This is a genomic window from Streptomyces albiflavescens (genome assembly GCF_014645835.1).
Classification (GTDB): Bacteria; Actinomycetota; Actinomycetes; order Streptomycetales; family Streptomycetaceae; genus Streptomyces; species Streptomyces albiflavescens.
In genome coordinates, this window is sequence record NZ_BMMM01000002.1 from 20,023 (window position 1) to 43,578 (window position 23,556).

General features: G+C 70.3%; 17 protein-coding genes. 8 read left to right on the forward strand and 9 right to left on the reverse strand.

Annotation, left to right across the window (positions count from 1 at the left end):
• Window positions 1-60: 60 nt before the first annotated feature.
• Window positions 61-855 carry an Rv3235 family protein gene (locus IEY95_RS05090; RefSeq protein WP_189184668.1) on the reverse strand — a complete coding sequence of 265 codons (795 nt, stop codon included), beginning with the start codon at window positions 853-855 and terminating at the stop codon, window positions 61-63.
• Window positions 856-1,200: 345 nt separating this feature from the next.
• Here IEY95_RS05090 and IEY95_RS05095 point away from each other — a divergent pair, with 345 nt between their 5' ends.
• Complete coding sequence (locus IEY95_RS05095) at window positions 1,201-1,716, forward strand: DUF6912 family protein (protein WP_189184669.1); 516 nt, start codon at window positions 1,201-1,203, stop codon at window positions 1,714-1,716.
• A gap of 113 nt (window positions 1,717-1,829) precedes the next feature.
• Window positions 1,830-2,495: an HAD family hydrolase gene (locus IEY95_RS05100; protein WP_189184670.1), complete on the forward strand. Its 666-nt coding sequence runs from the start codon at window positions 1,830-1,832 to the stop codon at window positions 2,493-2,495.
• A 236-nt stretch (window positions 2,496-2,731) separates the two neighbouring features.
• Here the strand turns inward: IEY95_RS05100 and IEY95_RS05105 are convergent, their stop codons facing one another.
• Complete coding sequence (locus tag IEY95_RS05105; protein ID WP_189184671.1) at window positions 2,732-3,298, reverse strand: DJ-1/PfpI family protein; 567 nt, start codon at window positions 3,296-3,298, stop codon at window positions 2,732-2,734.
• A 778-nt stretch (window positions 3,299-4,076) separates the two neighbouring features.
• On the opposite strand from IEY95_RS05105, the gene IEY95_RS05110 reads away from it, so the two are divergent.
• From IEY95_RS05110 to IEY95_RS05125, 4 genes are all read left to right on the forward strand, one after another.
• Window positions 4,077-9,017 (forward strand): NAD-glutamate dehydrogenase, encoded by a 4,941-nt coding sequence (locus IEY95_RS05110; protein WP_189184672.1) that lies wholly within the window; start codon window positions 4,077-4,079, stop codon window positions 9,015-9,017.
• Window positions 9,018-9,398: 381 nt separating this feature from the next.
• Entirely contained in the window at window positions 9,399-9,788 is a 390-nt protein-coding gene (locus IEY95_RS05115; RefSeq protein WP_229702572.1) for a GtrA family protein, read from the forward strand.
• Window positions 9,789-9,825: 37 nt separating this feature from the next.
• The gene (locus IEY95_RS05120) at window positions 9,826-12,693 is read left to right on the forward strand and encodes a bifunctional glycosyltransferase/CDP-glycerol:glycerophosphate glycerophosphotransferase (protein ID WP_189184674.1); all 2,868 of its coding nucleotides are present in this window, start codon (window positions 9,826-9,828) and stop codon (window positions 12,691-12,693) included.
• Window positions 12,690-13,841: a glycosyltransferase gene (locus tag IEY95_RS05125; protein ID WP_189184675.1), complete on the forward strand. Its 1,152-nt coding sequence runs from the start codon at window positions 12,690-12,692 to the stop codon at window positions 13,839-13,841. Before IEY95_RS05120 ends, IEY95_RS05125 begins: the two co-directional genes overlap by 4 nt.
• 85 nt (window positions 13,842-13,926) lie before the next feature.
• On the opposite strand, the gene IEY95_RS05130 is transcribed toward IEY95_RS05125, so the two are convergent.
• Both IEY95_RS05130 and IEY95_RS05135 read right to left on the reverse strand, forming a co-directional pair.
• Window positions 13,927-14,751 carry an ABC transporter ATP-binding protein gene (locus tag IEY95_RS05130; protein ID WP_373294434.1) on the reverse strand — a complete coding sequence of 275 codons (825 nt, stop codon included), beginning with the start codon at window positions 14,749-14,751 and terminating at the stop codon, window positions 13,927-13,929.
• Complete coding sequence (locus tag IEY95_RS05135; protein ID WP_189184676.1) at window positions 14,744-15,664, reverse strand: ABC transporter permease; 921 nt, start codon at window positions 15,662-15,664, stop codon at window positions 14,744-14,746. Before IEY95_RS05135 ends, IEY95_RS05130 begins: the two co-directional genes overlap by 8 nt.
• A gap of 171 nt (window positions 15,665-15,835) precedes the next feature.
• Between IEY95_RS05135 and IEY95_RS05140 the strand changes: the two genes are divergently transcribed.
• Complete coding sequence (locus tag IEY95_RS05140; protein ID WP_189184677.1) at window positions 15,836-16,462, forward strand: TetR/AcrR family transcriptional regulator; 627 nt, start codon at window positions 15,836-15,838, stop codon at window positions 16,460-16,462.
• A gap of 230 nt (window positions 16,463-16,692) precedes the next feature.
• Here IEY95_RS05140 and IEY95_RS05145 read toward each other — a convergent pair whose 3' ends face one another.
• A complete protein-coding gene (locus IEY95_RS05145) occupies window positions 16,693-17,382 on the reverse strand; it encodes a class I SAM-dependent methyltransferase (RefSeq protein WP_189184678.1) in 690 nt (229 codons plus the stop codon).
• Window positions 17,383-17,789: 407 nt separating this feature from the next.
• Window positions 17,790-18,383: a TetR/AcrR family transcriptional regulator gene (locus IEY95_RS05150; RefSeq protein ID WP_189185387.1), complete on the reverse strand. Its 594-nt coding sequence runs from the start codon at window positions 18,381-18,383 to the stop codon at window positions 17,790-17,792.
• A gap of 109 nt (window positions 18,384-18,492) precedes the next feature.
• Between IEY95_RS05150 and IEY95_RS05155 the strand changes: the two genes are divergently transcribed.
• Complete coding sequence (locus IEY95_RS05155; protein ID WP_189184679.1) at window positions 18,493-19,416, forward strand: oxidoreductase; 924 nt, start codon at window positions 18,493-18,495, stop codon at window positions 19,414-19,416.
• 26 nt (window positions 19,417-19,442) lie between these two features.
• On the opposite strand, the gene galE is transcribed toward IEY95_RS05155, so the two are convergent.
• Genes galE through IEY95_RS05170 form a run of 3 tightly spaced genes read right to left on the reverse strand, consistent with a single transcriptional unit; the run spans window position 19,443 to window position 23,411 of the window.
• Window positions 19,443-20,423 (reverse strand): UDP-glucose 4-epimerase GalE, encoded by a 981-nt coding sequence (gene galE, locus IEY95_RS05160; RefSeq protein ID WP_189184680.1) that lies wholly within the window; start codon window positions 20,421-20,423, stop codon window positions 19,443-19,445.
• Window positions 20,424-20,479: 56 nt separating this feature from the next.
• Window positions 20,480-22,075 (reverse strand): glycosyltransferase family 2 protein, encoded by a 1,596-nt coding sequence (locus IEY95_RS05165; protein ID WP_189184681.1) that lies wholly within the window; start codon window positions 22,073-22,075, stop codon window positions 20,480-20,482.
• 55 nt (window positions 22,076-22,130) lie between these two features.
• Window positions 22,131-23,411: a glycosyltransferase 87 family protein gene (locus tag IEY95_RS05170; RefSeq protein ID WP_189184682.1), complete on the reverse strand. Its 1,281-nt coding sequence runs from the start codon at window positions 23,409-23,411 to the stop codon at window positions 22,131-22,133.
• Between the last annotated feature and the right edge of the window lie 145 nt (window positions 23,412-23,556).

Here is a 23,556-nt window from a genome sequence, read left to right on the forward strand (position 1 = left end):
GGCACCTTGGGTGCCCGGCCCTTTGCGTTGCCGGAGGAGGGCGGACGGCCGCGGGTCGGTTCAGTCGTCGTCCGCGTGGGGCATGCGCGGACCGCCGAGCTCCACCGCCGTGCAGCGCCAGCGCAGGTCCGGGCCCTGTTCCAGGCGGAACGCCATGGCGCGCAGCTGTTCGCCGGCGCCGATGCGGGCGAAGGCCTCGATCGCGCCCGGGCGCGGTACGTAGTAGCCGATGTCGCGGACGACCGGTCGGGTGCCGCGGGCGCGCAGGGGGCCGCGCTCGGCGAGCCAGGCCAGTTCGTCGTAGGCACGGCCCGCGGTGTGACGCAGCATGCAGTGGACGGGGCGCCGACCGCTCAGTACGGCGAGCAGACGGTCGGCGAAGAGGTCGGTGGGGCGGGGTTGGGGAGTGGGCCTGCGCGGGACATCGGCGGGTGCGGTGACTGGCGCGGCTCCGCCACCGGGGAACGGCGAGGGCGCGGTGTCGCCCCGTGCCGGGCTGTCGCCCTGTGCGGGGCGCAGGGGGCCGCGGGCGGGTGTCGTCAGCAGGGCGGCCGCCGGTGCCTCCAGGGACGCGCCCGCGCCCGGTGGGGCCGGTTGTGGTGCGCGTGCGCCCGGTGGGGTGGGTCGTGACGCACCTGCGCCCGGTGGGGTGGGTCGTGACGCACCTGCGCCCGGTGGGGTCGGCCGAGGTGCACCCGCGCCGGGCGGCGCCGACGGTGGGGTGCCGCCCGGGGTCCTGCGCGGTGCTCCTGCTCCCGGCGTGCGGGGTGGCGCGCCGCCCGGGCGGCGGGTGTCCTGGCGGCCGGGTGGGCGGGCGCCCGGGTGGCGCTTCGTCCTGGTCATCACCTTGTTCATGCGTCGTCCCCGCTCGTTGGGGCCCGATTGATACCGGGCGGTAACTTTCGCGTTGGGGATCTTGTACGAGGCGGGTGCGGGCCTCCGCAAGGACGCCGGACGCGCGCCGGAGCGGCCGGAAAGTTCACCTATCAGGGTGGCCGGACGGTGTGCGGGCCTTGGTGGGAGCGGGGTGTACCGGGTGAATCCGTGGCCCGGGGTGGACGCCCCGGAGGGTGCGGTCGGGGGCTCGAAAGGGGACGCCCGCACGTATCCTGAAGGCCCTCCCGGGAGGCGCGGGACCGCCCTCCTCGGAGCCCTCCGACTGCGAAGATCGGAGCCCTCCGACTACGAAAGTGGCCAGCCATGCGCGTCTACGTCCCCCTGACCCTCTCCGGTCTCGCCGAGGCGTACAAGACGGGAGAGCTGGAGGCGGGACCTTTCGTCGCGTACGCCGTCACGCCCGCGTTGCGTGAGTGGTATCTCTCCGACGACATCGAGGAGCTCGAGTACGCGGCGCTGAACCGGGCCGCGCTGGCCTCGCTGCGGCTGCTCGCGGTCGACCCCGGAGTCGTTCGGCGGCGGGTGGTCGTCGCGGTCGACGTCCCGGACCGGGCCGCGGTCGCCGATCCCGACCGGGGCCTCGATCCCGCCGCGCTCGGTGAGGTGCGGGTCTCCCAGGCCGTGCCGCTGGCCAAGGCGGCCGCCGTGCATGTCGACTCGACCGATGCCGAGACGGATGTCTCCGCCGCCGCGGACGCGCTGGGCGCGGCGGACGTCGGGGACGACGACGCCCAGTTCATCGTCGACGGGGCCGAGGACCACGAGCTGCTGTGGTTCGCCACACAGGAGATTCCCAACCTGGTGGGGCCGGGGGACTGACCCCGGCCTGCGTTCCCGGTCACCCGGCGTCCATGGCTCCAAGCGCCCCCGCGCGCTTTCGTGTGCCTCCGGGTGACGGGGCCATTGTCAGTCGCGGCGGGTACGTTCTTGTCATGGGGATGAACGGAACTGCGCACATTGTGTGGGACTGGAACGGCACGCTGTTCCACGACAATGAAGCGATCATCGGGGCGACGAACGCGGCGTTCGCCGAGCTGGGGCTGGAGCCGATCACGCTGGAGAAGTACAGAGCGCTGTACTGCGTGCCGGTGCCGAAGTTCTACGAGCGGCTGATAGGGCGGCTGCCGACGGATGCCGAGTGGCAGGTCATGGACGAGACCTTCCACCGGTACTACGCGGAGCACCGGACCGCCTGCGAGCTCACCGAGGGCGTGCCGTCGCTGCTCGCCGAGTGGGGGTTGGCGGGGCACAGCCAGTCGCTCCTGAGCATGTACGGGCATGACGAACTGGTCCCGCTGGTGCGGAGGTTCGGGATCGAGCCGCACTTCCTCCGTGTCGACGGGCGGACCGGGCCTTCCGGCGGCAGCAAGGCCGAGCACATGGTGCGGCACGTGGGCGCGCTCGCCGGTGTGGAGCCGTCCCGCGTGGTGGTGATCGGCGACGCGGCCGACGACGCGGTCGCCGCACGGCGCGTGGGGGCGGGGGCGGTCCTCTACACCGGGGGCTCCCACAGTCGCGCCAGCCTGGAGGAGGTGGGCGTGCCCGTGGTGGACAGCCTGGCGGAGGCGGTCGAGGAGGCACAGCGGCTGGCGGCCTGACCGGGGGTGGGCGGCGCCGGACGGCGCCGCGCGCGCCTCGTGGTCTCGCACTCGGGCTGAGGCGGGACGGCTGCCCTCGTCGGTGGGGCAGCCGCCGCTCGGGTGGTTCGGCTCAGCGGGGCCGAGGGTGGTTCGGCTCAGGGGGGCCGAGGGTGGGTCGGCTCAGTGGGCACCGGATGGGGCGGTTCAGCGGGGCCGAGGGTGGGTCGCCTCAGCGGGGCGCCGGATGGGTCGGTTCAGGTCACCGGGGCCTTCGCGCGCAGCACTGTCAGGAACTCGCGCATCCAGCTGGAGTGGTCCGGCCAGGCGCGGGAGGAGACCAGCATGCCGTCGACCACGGCTTCCGCGTCGTGGAAGGTCGCGCCGGCCGCCTGCATGTCGAGTTCCAGCGCGGGGTACGCCGTGACGCGGCGGCCGCGGAGCGCGTCGACGGCTGCCGTCAGGAGGGGGCCGTGGCAGATCTGGGCCACCGGCTTGTCGGTGTCGAAGAAGGACTTGAGGATCTTGCGGAGTTCGGGGTCGTTGCGGAGGTACTCCGGGGCTCGGCCGCCGGGGATGACCAGCGCGACGTACTGGCCGGGGTCCACCTCCGCGAACGAGAGGTCCGCGGGCCAGGTGTAGCCGGGTTTCTCCGTGTAGGTGTCAAAGCCCGGTTCGAAATCGTGGACGACGAATTGGAGCTGCTTGCGGGTGGGGGCCGCGATGTGGACTTCGTAGCCTTCCTCGCGCAGGCGCTGGTAGGGGTACAGGACCTCCAGTGACTCCGCCGCGTCGCCGGTCACTATCAGGATCTTCGCTGTCATGTCTGTGCCGCTCCCCTCAGCCTTGCCTGAGCCATGCGTCAGCCATGCCTCAATTGTGCTGCGGTCTCCGTTGGGCGTCCTGGCCAACTTGCCTCGGGTGTGGAGTCTTGCCAAGGGGGCGGGCGCTCACTTCAGGGCCCGGGGCCGGGAAGGGGCTCTGGGTGGGTCACGCAGCCCGGCGCCTAAACGGGGCACCGCTGCATCCACCCGTGGCGCCCGTGGCGGGGTGCCGCCGCGCCCACCCGTGGCGCCCATGACGCCCGTGGCGGCGCGCCTGCCCGCGCTGGGAAATCGGCCGGGACGTCCACAGTCACCACAGCCGCCTACGGGATCCCCGTCCCTTTCGTCCCTGTGCATACTGTCAAAGTTCCACCCCTGGTTTTGTACACATACGGCTCATGACGACTCCGGGGTAGGGGGCGATAGCCTTGTGGCGTGATCAGCGCGATATCTCGCGGGGGCATCGTCGCCCCTGCCCTGCGCCCGGAGAGCACGGACGACATCCGTGGCCGGGCGACGGTCGCCGATCTTCGCGGGCGGGTCGGGGCGTCGGAAAGCGCACTCCGGACGCCGCTGACACCCCGGGTACGGACGTCGCCGAGAGCAGCGTCACAGTCTCCAGGGGGGCCGAAAATGGCTGATAACCCCCCGCTCATCTCACCTTGCGGCATAGCGTCGAAGCAGACCGGACACCCCGCGTCGTGGCGTTACGTCGGAAGAGAAGAGACCGTACTTCCTTCAACGTCACGCAACGGCGCGCGACAGGAGCCAGAGGACAATGCAGACCAAGCTGGACGAAGCCAAGGCCGAGCTGCTCGAACGGGCCGCCCGGGTAGCTGAGAACAGCCCGGTCGGGGGGCACCTACCGACTGGGACGACGGGCGAGGGCACCCCTGACAAGGACACCGTGCTCGCGTTCCTCCAGCGCTACTACCTGCACACCGCCCCGGAGGACCTCACCGACCGCGACCCGGTCGACATCTTCGGAGCCGCCTTCTCCCACTACCGGCTGGCCGAGAACCGCCCGCAGGGCACGGCCAACGTGCGGGTCCACACCCCGACCGTCGAGGAGAACGGCTGGACCTGCAGCCACTCCGTCGTCGAGGTGGTCACCGACGACATGCCCTTCCTCGTCGACTCGGTCACCAACGAGCTCTCCCGCCAGAGCCGCGGCATTCACGTCGTCATTCACCCGCAGGTCGTCGTGCGGCGTGATCTGACCGGCAAGCTCATCGAGGTGCTGCCCGGCCGGCCCACCGCCGAGGAGCTTCCCCACGACACCCACGTCGAGTCCTGGATCCACGTCGAGATCGACCGCGAGACCGACCGCGCCGATCTGAAGCAGATCACCGCCGACCTGCTGCGCGTCCTGTCCGACGTCCGTGAGGCCGTCGAGGACTGGGAGAAGATGCGCGACTCGGCGCTGCGCATCGCGGAGGAGCTGCCCAAGGAGCCGACGGCGGACGACCTGCGCGACCAGGAGGTCGAGGAGGCCCGTAACCTGCTGCGCTGGCTCGCGGACGACCACTTCACGTTCCTGGGGTACCGGGAGTACGAGCTGCGCGACGACGACTCGCTGGCGGCCGTGCCCGGCACCGGGCTCGGCATCCTGCGCTCCGACCCGCACCACGCCGGGGAGGACAGCCACCCCGTCAGCCCGTCCTTCGAGCGGCTGCCCGCCGACGCTCGGGCCAAGGCCCGCGAGCACAAGCTGCTGGTGCTGACCAAGGCGAACAGCCGGGCGACCGTGCACCGGCCGTCGTACCTCGACTACGTCGGCGTCAAGAAGTTCGACGAGCACGGGAACGTCGTCGGGGAGCGCCGCTTCCTCGGGCTCTTCTCGTCCGCCGCGTACACCGAGTCCGTGCGCCGTGTGCCCGTCATCCGCCGCAAGGTGGCGGAAGTCCTCAAGGGCGCCGGCTTCTCGCCCAACAGCCACGACGGGCGCGACCTGCTCCAGATCCTGGAGACCTACCCGCGCGACGAGCTCTTCCAGACTCCGGTCGACGAGCTGCGCTCGATCGTCACGTCCGTCCTGTACCTGCAGGAACGGCGGCGGCTGCGGCTCTACCTGCGCCAGGACGAGTACGGGCGCTACTACTCCGCCCTCGTCTACCTCCCGCGCGACCGCTACACCACCGGCGTACGCCTGCGGATCATCGACATCCTCAAGGAAGAGCTGAACGGCACCAGCGTCGACTTCACGGCCTGGAACACCGAGTCGATCCTGTCCCGGCTGCACTTCGTGGTCCGCGTCCCGCCGGGCACCGAGCTGCCGCAGCTGTCCGACGCCGACAAGGAGCGCATCGAGGCGCGACTCGTCGAGGCCGCCCGCTCCTGGGCCGACGGTTTCGCGGAGGCGCTGACCGCCGAGTTCGGTGAGGAGCGCGCCGCCGAGCTGCTGCGCCGCTACGGAAACGCCTTTCCCGAGGGCTACAAGGCGGACCACAACCCGCGTGCGGCCGTCGCCGACCTGGTCCACCTCGAAGCGCTCACGCGCGACAAGAGCAAGGACTTCGCGCTCAGCCTGTACGAGCCGGTGGGCGCGGCGCCCGGCGAGCGCCGTTTCAAGATCTACCGCACCGGTGAGCAGGTCTCGCTCTCCGCGGTGCTGCCCGCCCTCAACCGCATGGGCGTCGAGGTCACCGACGAGCGCCCGTACGAGCTGCGCTGCTCGGACCGTACGACCGCCTGGATCTACGACTTCGGGCTGCGTCTGCCGAAGTCCCTGATCGGCAACGGCGACTCCCTCGGAGACGACGGCCGTGAGCGGTTCCAGGACGCCTTCTCCGCCACCTGGACCGGGCAGGCCGAGAACGACGGCTTCAACGCCCTCGTCCTGAGCGCCGGGCTGACCTGGCGGCAGGCGATGGTGCTGCGCGCGTACGCGAAGTACCTGCGCCAGGCCGGTGCCACCTTCAGCCAGGACTACATGGAGGACACCCTCCGCAACAACGTCCACACCACCCGGCTCCTGGTGTCGCTCTTCGAGGCGCGGATGTCCCCGGACCGCCAGCGTGCCGGTGTCGAGCTGACCGACGCGCTGATGGAGGAGCTGGACGCCGCGCTCGACCAGGTCGCGTCGCTGGACGAGGACCGGATCCTGCGGTCCTTCCTCAACCTCATCAAGGCGACCCTGCGCACGAACTTCTTCCAGGAGGCGTTGGGTGCCACGTGGCACGAATACGTGTCCATGAAGTTCGACCCGACGGCCATCCCGGACCTTCCCGCGCCGCGACCGGCGTACGAGATCTGGGTGTACTCGCCGCGCGTCGAGGGCGTGCACCTGCGCTTCGGCAAGGTCGCGCGAGGTGGCCTGCGCTGGTCCGACCGCAAGGAGGACTTCCGTACGGAGATCCTCGGCCTGGTCAAGGCGCAGATGGTCAAGAACACCGTCATCGTGCCGGTCGGCGCCAAGGGCGGCTTCGTCGCCAAGCAGCTGCCCGACCCGTCGGTGGACCGCGATGCCTGGCTGGCCGAGGGCATCCGCAGCTACAAGACCTTCATCTCGGCGCTGCTCGACATCACCGACAACATGGTGGCCGGCGAGGTCGTGCCGCCCGCGGACGTCGTCCGGCACGACGAGGACGACACGTACCTCGTGGTCGCCGCCGACAAGGGCACCGCGACGTTCTCGGACATCGCCAATGAGGTCGCGGAGAGCTACAACTTCTGGCTCGGCGATGCCTTCGCCTCCGGCGGCAGCGCCGGTTACGACCACAAGAAGATGGGCATCACCGCGCGCGGTGCCTGGGAGTCCGTGAAGCGGCACTTCCGGGAGCTGGGCGTGAACACCCAGACGCAGGACTTCACCGTGGTCGGCGTCGGCGACATGTCCGGTGACGTGTTCGGCAACGGAATGCTGCTGTCCGAGCACATCCGCCTGGTCGCCGCCTTCGACCACCGGCACATCTTCATCGACCCGACCCCGGACGCGGAGACGTCGTACGCCGAGCGCCGCCGCCTCTTCGAGCTGCCGCGCTCCTCGTGGGCGGACTACAACAGCGAGCTGATCTCGGCCGGCGGTGGTGTGTTCCCGCGTACCGCCAAGGCCATCCCGATCAACGCGCACATCCGCGACGCCCTCGGCATCGAGCCCGGCGTCGCCAAGATGACCCCGGCCGACCTGATGAAGGCGATCCTCAAGGCGCCGGTCGACCTGTTGTGGAACGGCGGCATCGGTACGTACGTGAAGTCGTCCGCCGAGTCGCACGCGGACGTCGGCGACAAGGCCAACGACGCGATCCGCGTCGACGGCGCCGACCTGCGCGTCAAGGTCGTCGGCGAGGGCGGCAACCTGGGCCTGACCCAGCTCGGCCGGATCGAGTTCGCCCAGCACGGCGGGAAGATCAACACCGACGCCATCGACAACAGCGCGGGCGTGGACACCTCCGACCACGAGGTGAACATCAAGATCCTGCTCAACGCGGTGGTGGCCAACGGTGATCTGACCGTCAAGCAGCGCAACAAGCAGCTCGCCGAGATGACCGACGAGGTCGGTGCTCTGGTCCTGCGCAACAACTACGCGCAGAACGTGGCGATCGCCAACGCGCTGGCCCAGTCCGGGAGCATGCTCCACGCCCAGCAGCGGTTCATCCGCCATCTGGTGCGCGAGGGTCACCTCGACCGGGCCCTGGAGTTCATGCCCACCGAGCGGCAGATCCGCGAGCGGCTCAACAGCGGGCAGGGCCTTACCGGTCCGGAGACGGCCGTCCTCCTCGCGTACACGAAGATCACGGTCTCCGACGAGCTGCTCTCCACCTCGCTGCCGGACGACCCGCACCTGCAGAACCTGCTCTTCGCGTACTTCCCGACGGCACTGCGCGAGAAGTTCCGCGAGCAGATCGAAGCGCACGCGCTGCGCCGCGAGATCGTCACGACCGTTCTGGTCAACGACACGGTCAACACGGGCGGTACGAGCTTCCTGCACCGCCTGCGCGAGGAGACGGGTGCCTCGCTGGAGGAGATCGTCCGGGCGCAGACCGCGGCCCGCGCGATCTTCAACTCCAGCGCGGTGTGGGACGCGGTGGAGGCGCTCGACAATGTCGTCGCCGCCGACGTGCAGACCCGCATCCGGCTGCACTCGCGCCGGCTCGTCGAGCGCGGCACGCGCTGGCTGCTCAACAACCGGCCGCAGCCGCTCCAGCTCGCCGAGACGATCGGCTTCTTCAGCGACGGCGTCGAGCAGGTCTGGTCCGAGCTGCCCAAGCTGCTCCGCGGCGCGGACCTGGAGTGGTACCAGCAGATCTACGACGAGCTGTCGGGCGCCGGCGTCCCGGACGAACTCGCCACCCGCGTGGCCGGGTTCTCCTCCGCCTTCCCGACGCTGGACATCGTCGCGGTGGCCGACCGCATGGGCAAGGACCCGATGGCCGTCGCCGAGGTCTACTACGACCTCGCCGACCGCCTCGGCATCACCCAGCTCATGGACCGCATCATCGAGCTCCCGCGCGCCGACCGCTGGCAGTCCATGGCCCGCGCGTCGATCCGCGAGGACCTGTACGCGGCCCACGCGGCACTCACCGCCGACGTCCTGGCGGTGGGCAACGGCACCTCCACTCCCGAGCAGCGCTTCAAGGCCTGGGAGGAGAAGAACGCGGCGATCCTCAGCCGGGCCCGCACGACGCTGGAGGAGATCCGGGGTTCGGACTCGTTCGACCTCGCGAACCTGTCGGTGGCGATGCGGACGATGCGGACGCTGCTGCGGAACCATTCGTAGTCCGCACGGCGAGGTAGTCCGCACGGCGAGGTAGTCCGCACGGCGGGGTAGCCCGCACGGCGAGTTAGTCCGTACGGCGGGGTAGCCCGCACGGCGAGTTAGTCCGTACGGCGATGCAGTCCGTACCGCAATGGGGGCGCCCCCGGTCTTGATGGCCGGGGGCGCCCCGTTTTTTCTTGTCGATCTCTGGGGGAAACCGCACCTGAAATTTACCTATTGCTGATAAAAGGGACAATTGTGACTGTGAACCTCTCCGGGGAGCGGGCCCGCGTGGGCCGTCAGGCCCCCGCGCCGACCCTCGTCCAGCCCGTCCCGAGTCCCAGTCCCAGTCCCAGTCCCAGTCCCGGAGCGTTCGCGCGGACGCGGCGGATCGCTCTCGAGGTGGCCAAGTTCGGGGTCGTCGGCGGCAGCGGAGTCGCGGTCAACATCCTCCTCTTCAACCTCCTGCTGCACGGCCTGAAGTGGGCCCCGATGGTCGCCACGGTGATCGCCAGCTGCATCGCCATGGGCACCAACTATCTGGGCTTCCGTTACTTCGCGTACCGCGACCGGGCCTCGCGCACCAGGCGGCAGATCGTCCTCTTCTTCGCGTTCAGCGGGCTCGGCGTCCTCATGGAGAGCGGACTCTTCTACGTCGGCTATCAGGGCCTGGGTATGAGCAGCCCGCTCGGCTCGAACATCGCCAAGGCGCTGTCGATCGTGCTGGCCTCGGCCTTCCGCTTCCTGGTGTACCGGACGTGGGTGTTCCAACACACCAAGCACGGTCGATAACACGGCACAGCGGGGAGGTATGTCTAGGATTAATAGGATGAATGTGGATCAGCTCGCCGCGCCCGCCGTGTCCGTGGTCGTCATCGTCTACAACGACGCCGCGCGGCTGCCGACGGCCGTGCGCTCCGTCCTCGACCAGACGCTGCGCAGCGTCGAGGTCGTCGTCGTCGACGACCGGAGCACGGACGGTTCGTACGAGGTGGCACGCCGGCTGGCCGCCGAGCACCCCGACCGCGTACGCGCCTTCCAGCTGCCGGAGAACAGCGGCGGCTGCGGAGCTCCCCGCAACCACGGAGTCGGCCAGGCCCGGGGCGCCTACGTCCTCTTCCTCGACAGTGACGACGTACTGGAGCGCAACGCCTGCCGCAACATGCTGGAGGCCGCCGAGAGCACCGGCGCCGACCTCGTCTGCGGTCTGTGCGTCCGGGTGCACGTCGACTCGCGCACGGGCAAGGAGGTCAAGTGGTACCCCTGGCTGTACGAGCGCACCCGCACCCTGGAGTCGATCTCCGAGCTGCCGGACCTGCTGGTCTTCGACACGCTGTCCACGAACAAGTGCTACCGCCGGCAGTTCCTGCTCGATGAGGGACTGGAGTTCCCCGTCGGCATCCACTACGAGGACCTGCTCTTCTCCGCCCAGGCATATGTGGCCGCCCGCCGCATCACCCTCATCCCCAACCGGGTGTACGACTGGCGGATCGTGGAAAGGGCGGCGGCGAAGTCGATCAGCAACCGCCGTGACGAGATCGCCAACTTCACGCACCGGATGGAGATCCACCGCCGGGTCGACCAGCTCCTCGCGGACAACGGTCTGTTGGAGCTGAAATTCGCCAAGGACGTCAAGTGGCTCAAGCACGACCTCGTGCTGCATCTGCGGGAGCTGCCGTTCCGGGACGCGTCCTACCGGCAGGAGTTCGCCGCGATCGCCCGGGAGTACCTGGAGTCGATCGACCGTGCCGCCTTCGACGAAGCCGAGCCCATCCACGCCATCTGCGCCTATCTGCTGCAGAAGGGCGACTGGGACAACCTCCTGCCCGCCGTGGACACGCTCACCAACCGCGACAAGATCTCCTCTCCGCTCGTCGAGCGCGACGGGCGCGTGTACTGGTGCGTCGAGCACCTCGACGAGGACGACGCCTTCGGCCGCCATGTCCTGGACGTCACCGAGCTCGGCTACCACACCAAGCCGGTCGGGAAGATGTTCCTGCGCAACGTGCTCACCTCCTATGGGGAATCCCAGGGCAAGGTGCGGCTGGCCGGGCGGATCACCAACCCGCTCGGCGTCATCCCGCCCCGCGCCCCGCTCACGGGGGAGCTGGAGTTCTACGCCCGCCGTCGGGGTGTGCGCTTCCAGACCTTCCGCTTCCCCGTGGCGCGTGTGCGCCACGAGGGCGAGGCCCTCGTCTGGGAGACCTCCGCGGACCTGGCGGTGGTCAGGCCGCTGGGCATCGTGGACGCCGTGTGGGACGTACGACTCCACCTCGACGTCGACGGCGTGCGCACCACGACCCGGCTCACCGTCGCCGAACCCGACCTGGCCGGCGGCCAGGTGCCCGTCCGGCCCCGCCTCACCCGGCTGGTCGCCGACCGCATCGAACCGATGGTCTCCTCGCGTGGTCACCTCGCCTTCCGGCTCGTCCCCGACAAGAAGGCGAACGAACTCGTCCAGCGGGGTGTGAACGGCCGGGCCGCCACGCTCGCCAAGTCCGGCTACCGCAAGGCCAGGGCGCTGCGCAAGAAGCTCACCTCCGGCGACACCAAAATCCGGCTGTACCACGAGGTGTTCAGCCGGCTGCCGGTCAAGAAGGGCCTGGTCGTCTTCGAGAGCCATCTGGGCCGGCAGTACAGCGACAGTCCCAAGGCGATCTACGAGGAGATGCGCCGCCAGAACCTGGAGTGCGAGGCGGTGTGGGCGTACGCGGACCGCCCGGACGGGTTCCCGGCCGACGCCACCCTCGTACGCCGCTGGTCGCTGCCGTATCTCAAGGCCCTGGCGCAGGCCGAGTTCTGGGTCGACAACCAGAGCTACCCGCTGAAGCTCACCAAGCGGCCGGAGACGACGTACATCCAGACCTGGCACGGCTCCGCGCTCAAGCGGATGGGCTTCGACGAACCCGAGTGGAGGGTCGGGTCCCGCGAGCGGCAGGCCGCGCAGCAGCGCACCCTCGACCGCTTCGACCGGTTCCTGATCCGCTCCGAGCACGATGTGCGCACCCTCGCGCGGGCGTTCCGGCTCCAGGAGAAGACGCTGCTCAGGGTGGGCTACCCGCGCAACGACGCACTGGTGCGGGCCAGGGAGCGGGAGGAAGCCACCGGACGCCGTGAACGCGGGCCGCTCGCGGCCAAGTTGGGCATCTCGGAGGGCAAGCGGGTCCTGTTGTACGCCCCGACCTTCCGTCGGCGCGGCGGCGGGCAGCGGTTCGAGCTGCCCTTCGACGTGGAGCGCTTCGCCGACACCTTCGGTGACCGGTACGTCCTCCTGGTCCGCTCGCACTACCTCAACCATGTCGTGCTGCCGCCGTCCGTGCGCGGCCGCGTCATCGACGTCACCGCCCACCACGACATGACCCCGCTGCTGGCGCTCGCGGACGGACTGATCACGGACTACTCGTCGGTGATGTTCGACTACGCCCTCCTCGACCGGCCGATGTTCTTCTTCGCCTACGACTACGAGGAGTACGTGCACGAGGGCCGCGGGACCTACTTCGACCTGCTGGAGAGGGCGCCCGGTCCCGTCGTACGCAGCGAGGACGAACTGCGGGCGGTGCTCGGCTCGTTGGAGGAACAGGCGACCAAGTACGCAGCCAAGCGGGAGCAGTTCGTCGCCGAATTCGGCGAGTACGACAAGGGCACCGCGGCCCGGAGCATCGTCGAGCAGTTCTTCGCGCACGGGAGGCGTGGATGACCGAGTATCCGCAGCGGGACATCTTCTTCGTCTCCAACAGCGTCGACGAACTGGGCGGGGTGACCAGCTGGTCGCACCAGATGGCCCACCTGTTCACCGAGCGCGGCCACCGCGTCCACGTGGTCGGCATCACCGAGCCCGCGGTCGTCCAGGTACTCGGCGAACTCCCTTACCCCACCACGACGCTGTACGACGTCCACCCGCCGCGCGTCGGCCCCGCGCGCGGCATCAAGGGGCGGCTCAATGTGGCCGAGCGGAGGGTGCGCGCCGCACGCGCGGCGGGCATGCGCGAGCAGGCCGCCAAACTGACCGCGCTGTTCCGGGCCGCGCGCCCCGGCGCCGTCGTGATCGTCACGCAGGTGTGGGCCATGGAGTGGGTGGAGCTCGCCGACACGACCGGTCTGACCGTCATCGGCATGAGCCACGAGTCCTTTGCGTCCTGCAAGAAGACCTCGCGCTTCCGGCGGGTGCAGAAGCACTACAGGGACGTCGACCGGATGCTGGCGCTCACCCGCGAGGACGCCGACCTGTGGATCAGGCAGGGGATGAACAACGCCTCGTTCATGCCGAACCCCATCCCGTTCCTGCCCGAGGTGCCCTCGCCGCGCACCGAGAACGTCGTCCTCAGCGTCGGCCGGCTGCACGACCAGAAGGGCATCGACATACTCCTCGACACCTGGGCCGAGGTCGTGCCGCGCCACCCCGACTGGCGCCTGCGGATCTACGGCTCCGGCGAGGACGAGGAGATCCTGAAGAAGCAGTGCACGGCGCTCGGACTCGACGACTGCGTGGAGTGGATGGGGAGTACGAGGGACGTGCCGGGCGCCCTGCGCGGCGGCTCCGTCTTCGTGCTGTGCTCACGCGGGGAGGGTTTCCCGCTCGTCCTCATGGAAGCCATGGCGACCGGCCTCCCGGCCGCCGCCTTCGACTGCGCCCCCGGCGTCCACGAGATCATCCACGACGGTGAGGACGGCCTTCTCGCCACCCTCGGCAACACCGGCGAACTGGCCCGCAGACTCGACACGTTGATGTCGGACAAGGAGCTGCGGGACGCGATGGGCGAGGCGGCCCGGGTGAACATCCAGCGCTACACGGAGGACGAGATCGTGCGGCGCTGGGAGGAGCTGTTCGCCTTCCTGGAGAGGTAGGGGCGCCCCCCGAGGAGGCCCCCCCGAGGAGGCCCCCCCGAGGAGGCCCCCCCCGAGGAGGCGCCCCCCGAGGAGGCGCAGCCCCTTACTTCCCCGTGAACTTCTCGTACTCCTTGAGCACCTCGTCCGTGGGTCCGTCCATCCGCAGCTCCCCCCGCTCGAGCCACAGCACCCGGTCACACGTATCCCGGATCGACTTGTTGTTGTGGCTGACGAGGAAGACGGTGCCCGCGGACTTGCGCAGCTCCCGGATCCGCGCCTCGGAGCGCTTCTGGAAGGAGCGGTCCCCGGTCGCCAGGGCCTCGTCGATCATCAGCACGTCGTGGTCCTTCGCGGCGGCGATGGAGAAGCGCAGCCGCGCCGCCATGCCGGAGGAGTACGTCCGCATGGGGAGGGTGATGAAGTCGCCCTTCTCGTTGATGCCGGAGAAGTCGACGATCTCCTGGTAGCGCTCGCGGACCTGTTCCCTGGACATGCCCATCGCGAGACCGCCGAGGTAGACGTTGCGCTCGCCGGTGAGGTCGTTCATCAGGGCCGCGTTGACGCCGAGCAGCGAGGGCTGGCCGTCGGTGTAGATCTTGCCGTTCTCCACGGGGAGGAGGCCGGCGACGGCCTTGAGCAGGGTGGACTTGCCCGAGCCGTTGGTGCCGATCAGGCCGATGGCCTCGCCCTTGTAGGCCGTGAAGGAGACGCACCTGACGGCGTGCACCTTGCGGACGCCCGCGGCCTTCTCGGCCTGCTTGCCGCGCAGGATGCGGTTGAGGGCGGCGGTGGCGCTGCCCTTCCCGGCGCCGGTGCCGTTGACGCGGTAGACGATGTCGACGCGGTCGGCGATGACGGTGGGGACGGGCGCCGCGGAGGTGCCCCGCGGAGTGTCCTGGATGGCGCTCTTGGTGATGGTGTCAGCCACGTCCGTACGTCTCCTCGGCCTTCCAGAAGTAGATGAAACCGCCGACCCCGGCGACCAGCGCCCAGCCGATCGCCAGTGCCCACACGTGGTGCGGCAGCTGGTGGGCGTGGAAGCTGTCGATCAGCGCGAAACGCATCAGGTCGATGTAGACGGCGGCCGGGTTGCTCGCGAGCGCGATCTCCACCCAGTGCGGCACGCTGCTGTGCTTGAGCATCTTGTCGATGCTCCACATGACACCGGAGACGTACATCCAGGTGCGCAGGAGGAACGGCATGAGCTGCGCGATGTCCGGCGTCTTGGCGCCCATTCGGGCCATGACCATCGCCACGCCCGCGTTGAAGATGAACTGCAGCGTCAGGATGGGCACCGCGAGCAGCCACGACGCTGCCACCGGCACACCGAAGCAGAGCAGGATGACGACCAGCGCGGCCATCGAGAACAGCAGCTGCTGGAGCTGCTGGAGGGCGTACGACACCGGCAGCGCGGCCCGTGGGAAGTGCAGGGCGCGGACCAGGCCCAGGCTGCCGGAGATCGCCCGGGTGCCCGCCATGATCGAGCTCTGGGTGAAGGTCCAGATGAAGACGCCGGTGACCAGGAACGGGATGAAGTCCGCCACACCGTGGCTGGTGCCGAGCAGCACACCGAAGATGAAGTAGTAGACCGCCGCGTTCAGCAGCGGGGTCATCACCTGCCAGACCTGGCCGAGCTTCGCCTGGCTGTACTGGGCGGTGAGCTTGGCGGTGGCGAACGCGGTGATGAAGTGGCGGCGCGCCCACAGCTGCCGGACGTACGCGGGCAGCGACGGGCGGGCGCCGCTGACGGTCAGGCCGTACTGGGCGGCGAGCGCCGCGGCGTCGTCGGCGTGGGGGCCCGGTGTCGCTGTCGGGGGCGGTGTGTGGAGGACCTGGCTCACATCCGCTGCTTTCGCTCGGGGGTGGAGTGCGCGGGGTCCGTCCTTGACGTTTCTTACTGCGCCTTTGCCAGTTTCTTACGTCGGGACGGGACCGTATCGTCGCAACGTGAGCGTAGGGCTTTCAAACGTCGGAACGCAACCGTTTCGTCGTAACGGCCTATGCTGGTCCGCATGACGACGAACGCCGATGCCCCCAAGACGCAGCCGCGCCGACGGGCCCCCGCCGGGGCGGCCGTCCTCCGGGAGGAGGTGACCGAGGCCATCCGTGCCGCCGTCTTCGAGGAACTCGCGGCCGTCGGCTACGCCCGGATGTCCATCGAGGGCATCGCGCGCCGGGCGGGCGTCGGCAAGACCGCCGTCTACCGGCGCTGGCGGTCCAAGCTGCATCTGGTGCTCGACCTGGTCTCGGCAGTCGCCGTCCAGGGGTTGCCCGCCCCTGACACAGGCTCCCTGGAGGGCGATCTGCGGCTGCTGTACGAGGTCACCTCGCGCGCCCTGCGCCACCCCGTCGCCGGGCAGATCATCCCCGACCTGCAGGCCGAGGCGGCCCGCAACCCCGACATCGCCGACGCCATGCAGAAGGCGCTGCGCGAGGGTCAGCAGGGGGTCGCGAGCGGGATCGTCGCGGCGGCGGCCGCGCGGGGCGAGGTGCGCGAGGGCATCGACCTCGAACTCGCGCTCGACCTGATGTCCGGCCCTCTGTACTGGCGGGCGGTCGTGGTCCGCGGGCCCAAGCTGCCCAAGGGGTATCTCGCGAGTCTGGCCCGGGCCACGGCGGCGGCGCTCAAGGCGTTGTGATCACGCGGCGGCCTTCGAAAGGGCCGGTCGCGCGGCTGTCCGACGGTCCTTGAGAAGGCTGACCTCCCCGACAGTGCCGTCAGCAAACACAGCGACACTGTGTTCCTGAAGCAGGCCCTGCCGACGGCCGACGGCCGACGGCCGACAGCGGACAGCGTACGGCCGACAGCGGACGGCGGACACCGAAGAGCGCCGTCCGGTCTGGCGTACCTCAACGGGGGGCCGTGACCTCAGTGGTCTTCCTGGCTCTTCACGGCGAGGAGGCCGAACAGGTCGGGCACGCCGCCCGGCCCCGCCTCGGCGGTGCGCACGATCCGCAGGCCGGCCGCGGTGGTGGCGTTGAGGAGGTCCGCGAGCGGGAGGTGCCAGGCGCCGACGCGGGCCCGGACGCCTGCCGGGTTCCACGCTTCGAAGCTGCGGGAGCGGTCGGCGTACCGCTCGTCGAGCAGCACCTTCGGCCGGTCGCTCCAGTCGGCGAACGCGCCGATGAAGCACGGATGCACCCCCGGGTGCACGAACCGCCCACCGGGCCGCAGTACCCGGGCGACCTCCCTCAGCACGGCCGCGTAATCGGGCACGTCGGTATGGGCCAGCACGCACGCGACAGCGGGTACGACCCCGTCCCCGAACGGCAGCGCCGTCGCGTCACCCGCGACGGCGGTCAACCGCCGTACCGCGTACCGCAGCTGACCACTCGACAGATCGACCCCAAGGGGCGTCCACCCCAGTTTCGCCAACGCCGGCGCATGGGCCCCCGTCCCGCAGCAGACGTCCAGACACGCCCCCTGGCCGGGCCCCAACAACTCCTCCAGCGTGGCGTGCACCCGCTCGATGTACGCCCCTGCCGTGGCGGCCGACATGAAGTCGTTGTACCAGTCGGCGTGTTCGTCATACGTCGCTGCGCTCGCCCCAGGTCCCATGCCGTTGATGCTAGGGCCTGTCGTCACATTCCCGTCGTCGCCCGAAGGGCGGCCCCGCGGCGTCTGGTGCGTGCTCTGGGGGTCCCCCCGGCCGAAGGCTGGGGGAGTGTCGGGCGGAAGTCCTCGTACTGGACGTACTTGGGCTTTCGCCCGGTGCGGCGAGAGTGCGTGCCAGGCGTCGCGGGGCAGACGGGAAGGTGACGACAGGCCCTAAGGGCACCCAGGGTCGTACGGGGCTGTTCGCTCAGGGCATGGCGTCATGCTGCGCCTGCCGGGCCGCCGGTCACGGCCGCGACCCGGACGGCGTGGCCGTGATGCCTTGAGGGGTGTCGTGGGTCAGGGCAGGTCGGACCCGGAGACCTGCCCCCGGCCGGTGCGTGACGCCGTGGTTACGGGAGTTGCGGACCCTACTCGGGCGCGCACCCCCGCAACATGTGTGCGATCACGTCATCGAGGCCGTGTTCGAGCGCCTCGGCCGGCAGCATGTCGCTCACCGCCAGACTCGCGAAGCCGTGCAGGGTCGCGAAGAGCGGCAGGCCGACGCGTTCCATCGGGCCCTGTCGCACCTCGCCCCGGTGTTGTCCCTCCGCGATCAGCTCCACGAGCTGCTCGCCCCACCGCTGCGACGCGGCGACCAGCGCCTCGGACGCCGTCGGGTCGTGCTTTTTCGCATACATGAGGTCGAGCAGCTCGGCGTTGGCGGTCGCGAAGTCCACGTACGCGCGGGCGATGGCGCCGAGCCGCTCGGCGAACGTCTCGCCGACATCCTCCTGCGATGCCGCCAGAGTTTCGGCGAGCCGGTCGAAGCCCGTCAGTGCCAGCGCGTCCAGCAGGGCCTGCTTGTCCTTGAAGTGGCGGCTCGGCGCGGCATGGCTGACGTCGAGGTCGCGGGCCAGTTCGCGGAGGGACAGGGCGGCGGGCCCCTTCTCCCGGAGCGTCTCCTCGGCGCGGGTGAGCAGCGCGGCGCGCAGGTCTCCGTGGTGGTAGCGGCGGGTCTGCATGGGCGTCATGACGGTCAGTGTATCGGTCATGTGATCACCGACTACATTGTTGGCACCGTCACCATTGTTGTCATTGACAGCATTGTTGGCGGCGTCTACATTCGGGGTCATGGCTACTGAGCAGAAGAAATGGAACGTAAGCGACATCCCTGACCTGACCGGCCGCACGGCCGTCGTCACCGGTGCCAACAGCGGGCTCGGCATCGCCACCGTCGACGCGCTGGCCCGTGCGGGTGCGCATGTGGTGCTTGCCGTGCGGGACCCCAAGCGCGGCGAGGCCGCCGCGGCCACGGTGCAGGGACGGGGGAGCGTCGAGGTGCGCCGCCTGGACCTGGCCGACCTCGCCTCCGTGCGCGAGTTCGCCGCCGGCTGGCAGGGCGACCTGGACCTGCTGATCAACAACGCCGGCGTCATGAACATCCCCGAGGCCAGCACCAAGGACGGCTTCGAGATGCAGTTCGGCACCAACCATCTGGGGCACTTCGCCCTGACCAACCTGCTGCTGCCGCACGTCACCGACCGCGTCGTGACCGTGTCGTCGGGCGCGCACAAGATGCCGGGCAGCCCGTACATCCACTTCGACAACCTGAACCTGACCGGCGAGTACGCCCCCATGACCGCTTACAGCCAGTCCAAGCTGGCCAACCTGCTGTTCACGCTGGAGCTGCAGCGCCGCCTCGCCGAGGCCGGCTCCCCGGTGCGCGCTCTCGCCGCCCACCCCGGCTGGGCCGCCACCAACCTCCAGAGCCACGACGGCAGCGCCCTGCGCCGCGTGTTCATGCGCGTGGGCAACCGCGTCTTCGCCCAGGACAACAAGGCCGGCGCCCTGCCCACGCTGTACGCCGCGGTCCAGGACCTCCCCGGCGCGAGCTACCTCGGCCCCGACGGCTTCGGCGAGATGCGTGGCGGCCCGACGCTGGTCGGCCGCTCGGCCGCGGCCGGCGACCCCGCCTCGGCGCGCCGCCTCTGGACGGCCTCCGAGGAACTGACCGGCGTCATGTTCCCCGAACTGGCCGTATCCGTACGGAGTTAGGGCCTGTCCGGCGGGGAGACGCGCGGTCAGCCCCGAGCCGCCTTCGGATGCAGCCGCACCCAGCCCGCCCAGGCCGACGTGATCATGTCCTGGACGTCGTACTTGGCCTTCCAGTCCAGTTCGGTGGCGATGCGGTCGGCGGAGGCGACGACGCGGGCCGGGTCGCCGGGGCGGCGGGGGGTGGTGACCGGGGGGCGGTCGTAGCCGGTGAGGGCGTTGATGCGGTCGATCATCTCGCGGACGGAGACGCCTTCGCCGCGGCCGATGTTGAGCGTGAAGTTGCTGCCGGGGGACGCCTGAAGGGCGCGGGCAGCGGTCACGTGGGCCTCGGCCAGGTCGACCACATGGATGTAGTCGCGGACGCACGTTCCGTCGGGGGTGGGGTAGTCGTCGCCGAAGATGCGCGGGGGCGCGTTCTCCGTGAGCTTTTCGAAGACCATGGGGATGAGGTTGAAGACGCCCACGTCGGCCAGTTCCGGGGACGCCGCTCCCGCCACGTTGAAGTAGCGGAGGGAAGCGGTGGACAGGCCCGTGGCGCGGCCCGTCGCGCGGACCAGCCACTCGCCCGCCAGCTTCGTCTCGCCGTACGGGCTCATCGGCACGCACGGCGTCTCCTCCGTCACCAGATTCACGTCCGGCATGCCGTACACCGCCGCGGACGACGAGAAGACGAACGAGCCGACCTCCGCGGCCGTCACCGCTTCCAGCAGCACCCGCAGGCCCTCGACGTTCTCCCGGTAGTAGTGCAGCGGGAGCTCCATCGACTCGCCGACCTGCTTCTTCGCCGCCAGATGCACGACACCGGTGACGGAGCGCTCGGTGAGGGTCCGGGACACCAGCTCGCCGTCCAGGACCGAGCCGACGACCAGCGGGACATCGGCGGGTACCCGGTCCGCGATCCCCGTGGACAAGTCGTCGTAGACCACGGCCTGTTCGCCCGCGTCGAGCATCGCGCGGACGACGTGCGCCCCGATGTAGCCGGCGCCGCCGGTGATCAGCCAGGTCATGTGCGGACGTCCCCTCGTCAGTGAGCCGTGGTGTGCGTGTGTCGTGCGGTCGCGTATCAGTGAACCAGGCGTTTGAGGCGGCGGTGTACTACATCGGTCAAACCTCGCCATCCGGACGCCGTGCGCAGCGCCAGCGCCCCCGCGTGCGTGCGGTACGGCTGTACGAGCAGGACGCCGCGGCGGGTGTCCGGGACCGCGCGGCGGCGCAGCAGGCCGGGGCCCGCGAGCGGGTGCGCCGTGGCCTCCCGGCTGCTGCCGTCGCGGAAGCGGAGCTCCAGCCGGAGGTCCCACGTTCCCGCGCCCAGCGCCGCCAGGTCCACCGGTGTCTCCGCCGTCCAGACGTCGCCGTACCGGTCCGGCAGGAAGTTCACCTCGCGGCGCAGTCCCACGCTGCCCTCCTCCCGGTGCACGAACCTCACGTCCACCGACGCCGGACCGGCTTCCGCGATCCGCCCGTACAGCTCGTGCAGACGCAACCGCAGCCGGGTGCCACGCGCGCGTGGCCGCAGTTCGGCGTCGACTGCGGCCGGCAGCAGGCGGGCCGGGCGCGTCAGGAAGTGGTCCAGCGTGACCTGAGGGAGGTCGTCCGACCAGATGGGTGTGGTGTCGGAGGCGCGGGCGTACGGCGGGAGCAGCCGGGCCGGGCGGGCCGCCAGCTCCTTGAGGCGGGGCAGGTCGCGGGGGGTGGGGGAGGCCAGCACGACGCGGGCGACGAGGCGGCCGGGGGCGGTCGGGTCGACGGCGAAGTCGGTCGCGTCGAAGGACGAGAGATACGCGCGCGTGAGCTCCCACCAGGTGCGCCGGTACTCCGGGTCGCGCAGTTCGAGTTCGCGCGTGTACATCCGCAGCTCGTGGTCGAGGAACTTGGCGTGCACCGCCCGCGCGAGCCCCTTCTCGCCCGCGCCGAGCAGGATCTCGTACGCGGCCCGGTTCGCCTCGGTCCTGGCCCGCCAGTTGGCGATGTCCGCGCGGTCGAGCGAGATCGAGAGGTGAGCGGCCTCGCGCCGTACGTGCCAGACGTACACCGTGTCCGGGACGAGCGCGATACGTGGCCCGACGGCCAGCACGCGCGCGGTGAACACGAAGTCCTCGTAGCGGAAGCGGCCTTCGGGGAAGCGGATCCCGTGCTCGCGCAGGAAGTCGGTGCGGTACAGCTTGTTGACGCAGAGCGTGTCGCGCACCAGGCGTGTGCGCCGCGCGGGGTGGGAGACGAGGGCGGGCTTCGCGTAGAGCGCGCGCTCCCAGGGGACCTCGCGGCCGGAGGGCAGCTCACGGCGCACGCACAGACCGGCCGCGACCTGGGTGCGCTGCCCGTCCGCTGCCGCGAGCAACGCGTCCACCGCGCCGGGCGGCAGCACGTCGTCGCTGTCCAGGAACATCACGTACGGGGCTGTCGCCGCGTCGATTCCGTCGTTGCGGGGGCTGCCGCAGCCGCCGCTGTTGACCGCGCGGCGGATCACTCTCAGGCGCGGCTCGGCGGCGGCGAGGCCGTCGAGGAGGGCCGCGCTGCCGTCCGTCGAGCAGTCGTCCACGGCGATCACCTCGCGGACGGCCGGGCCCTGCGCGAGCGCCGAGCGCACCGCCTCCGTCACGTGGGCGGCGTCGTTGTACCCGATGACGACCACACTGACCTGGACGTGCTGAGTGTTCATGGGATCCACGGGCCGAAACGGTAGGTGTTGCGAGTAATTTTCCGTTAAGAGGCACTTAGTGTCTCGTGCGGAAGGCGGCATGAATCGGGTGCGCGTTCCGTGGCGGCTTGTCGGATGTGGCCCGGTCTGCCGTATTTGCCATGGCCATGGGAAGGCCCGACCGCCACAGCCGCGCGAACGAGAGCCCCGCGGCCGTCGCCAGCAGACCGTTGCGTACGAGCATCAGCAGGCAGCCCGTCCAGGTGCTGTGGGCGACTTCCCTGTAGAGGCCGGGGTACGCCACCGAACTGACGGCCGTCGCCGCCACGATCAGCGCGGCCACCGGGCGCTGTGTGGTGTGCCGCGAGGTCAGGCACACGGCGGACAGGCCGAGCAGCCACACCATGTACTGGGGGCTGATCACCCGGCTCGTCACCGTGAACAGCAGCACGGCCGCGAGCGCCGCGTCGTAGGCGGTCGCCGCCGTCCAGCGCCGCGCCCGCACCCGCCACAGCAGCAGGAGCCCGAACGCGGCGACCGTGAGGGCCAGCGAGACCGCGGCCACCGCGGAGACGTACGGACCCACGAACTCCAACGCTCCGTACTGGTAGCGCACCGTGCCCGGCCACCCGGCGCGGTGCGCGAAGCCCAGGACCGTGCCCCCGAGCGACTCGATCTGCACGCCCCGGCCGCCCTGCTGGTGCAGGAAGTCGAAAGGGTCGCTGAAGACGGCGGTCAGCAGGGCGAGCAGTGCGACCGCCGTGATCACCGCCGACGCCCAGACCTCCCGGGTCGTACGGCCCCGGGGGATCCCGATCAGCGTCAGCGCGGGCCAGACCTTCACCAATGCCCCCAGCGCGGCGAACGCGCCGCACGCGCGCGTGGAGCGCGACAACGTCAACAGTGAGATGACGGCGAAGGCGGTGGCCTGGACGTCGTACCGGGCGAGCGGGATGTGCAGGAGCAGGGGGAGGCCGCATGTCCACAGGGCGGCGCCGCCCAGGCTGCGCCCGGGCCGCCGCCCCGCGCGCGTGAGGGCGTAGGTGATTCCGGCGTCCGCGAGGAGCGTGAGCGTCACGAACGCCGTGAAGTACGTCAGCGTCGGCAGCAGGGCGGGTGCGAGCAGCACCGGGCCCGCGCCCGGCGGGTACTGCCACAGGCGGTCGCCGACCGGAAACGCGCCCTGCGACAGGACGCCGTACCAGTGGAAGTAGAGGTGCTCCACCTCGCGCGAGACCCCGCCCCGGCCGAGCGCGGCGAGGCCGTCGTGGGCGAGCAGCCACAGCATCAGGGAGCGGGTGGCGAGCCAGGCGGCGGCGAGGGCAAGCGGGCGGTGGGGTCTCTTCAAGGCGCTCATCAAGCCCGGATCGTAAGCCGCATGGATGGGTCATGGCAGTTGATACGCCGTCAATCACCATCAAACGTTGGGTAATAGCAAAAAATCGGTCGCATGGAGAGGGCGTGGGTGAGGTGGTCCGGGGCCGGGCGCGCGGGAGCGGCAG

Coding starts and splice junctions, on each gene's coding strand:
- IEY95_RS05090 (WP_189184668.1), bottom strand. CDS start 855: ATGAACAAGGTGATGACCAGGACGAAGCGCCACCCGGGCGCCCGCCCA.
- IEY95_RS05145 (WP_189184678.1), bottom strand. CDS start 17,382: ATGGGACCTGGGGCGAGCGCAGCGACGTATGACGAACACGCCGACTGG.
- IEY95_RS05095 (WP_189184669.1), top strand. CDS start 1,201: ATGCGCGTCTACGTCCCCCTGACCCTCTCCGGTCTCGCCGAGGCGTAC.
- IEY95_RS05125 (WP_189184675.1), top strand. CDS start 12,690: ATGACCGAGTATCCGCAGCGGGACATCTTCTTCGTCTCCAACAGCGTC.
- galE (WP_189184680.1), bottom strand. CDS start 20,423: ATGACCTGGCTGATCACCGGCGGCGCCGGCTACATCGGGGCGCACGTC.
- IEY95_RS05100 (WP_189184670.1), top strand. CDS start 1,830: ATGGGGATGAACGGAACTGCGCACATTGTGTGGGACTGGAACGGCACG.
- IEY95_RS05140 (WP_189184677.1), top strand. CDS start 15,836: ATGACGACGAACGCCGATGCCCCCAAGACGCAGCCGCGCCGACGGGCC.
- IEY95_RS05105 (WP_189184671.1), bottom strand. CDS start 3,298: ATGACAGCGAAGATCCTGATAGTGACCGGCGACGCGGCGGAGTCACTG.
- IEY95_RS05110 (WP_189184672.1), top strand. CDS start 4,077: ATGCAGACCAAGCTGGACGAAGCCAAGGCCGAGCTGCTCGAACGGGCC.
- IEY95_RS05120 (WP_189184674.1), top strand. CDS start 9,826: ATGAATGTGGATCAGCTCGCCGCGCCCGCCGTGTCCGTGGTCGTCATC.
- IEY95_RS05165 (WP_189184681.1), bottom strand. CDS start 22,075: ATGAACACTCAGCACGTCCAGGTCAGTGTGGTCGTCATCGGGTACAAC.
- IEY95_RS05170 (WP_189184682.1), bottom strand. CDS start 23,411: ATGAGCGCCTTGAAGAGACCCCACCGCCCGCTTGCCCTCGCCGCCGCC.
- IEY95_RS05155 (WP_189184679.1), top strand. CDS start 18,493: ATGGCTACTGAGCAGAAGAAATGGAACGTAAGCGACATCCCTGACCTG.
- IEY95_RS05150 (WP_189185387.1), bottom strand. CDS start 18,383: ATGCAGACCCGCCGCTACCACCACGGAGACCTGCGCGCCGCGCTGCTC.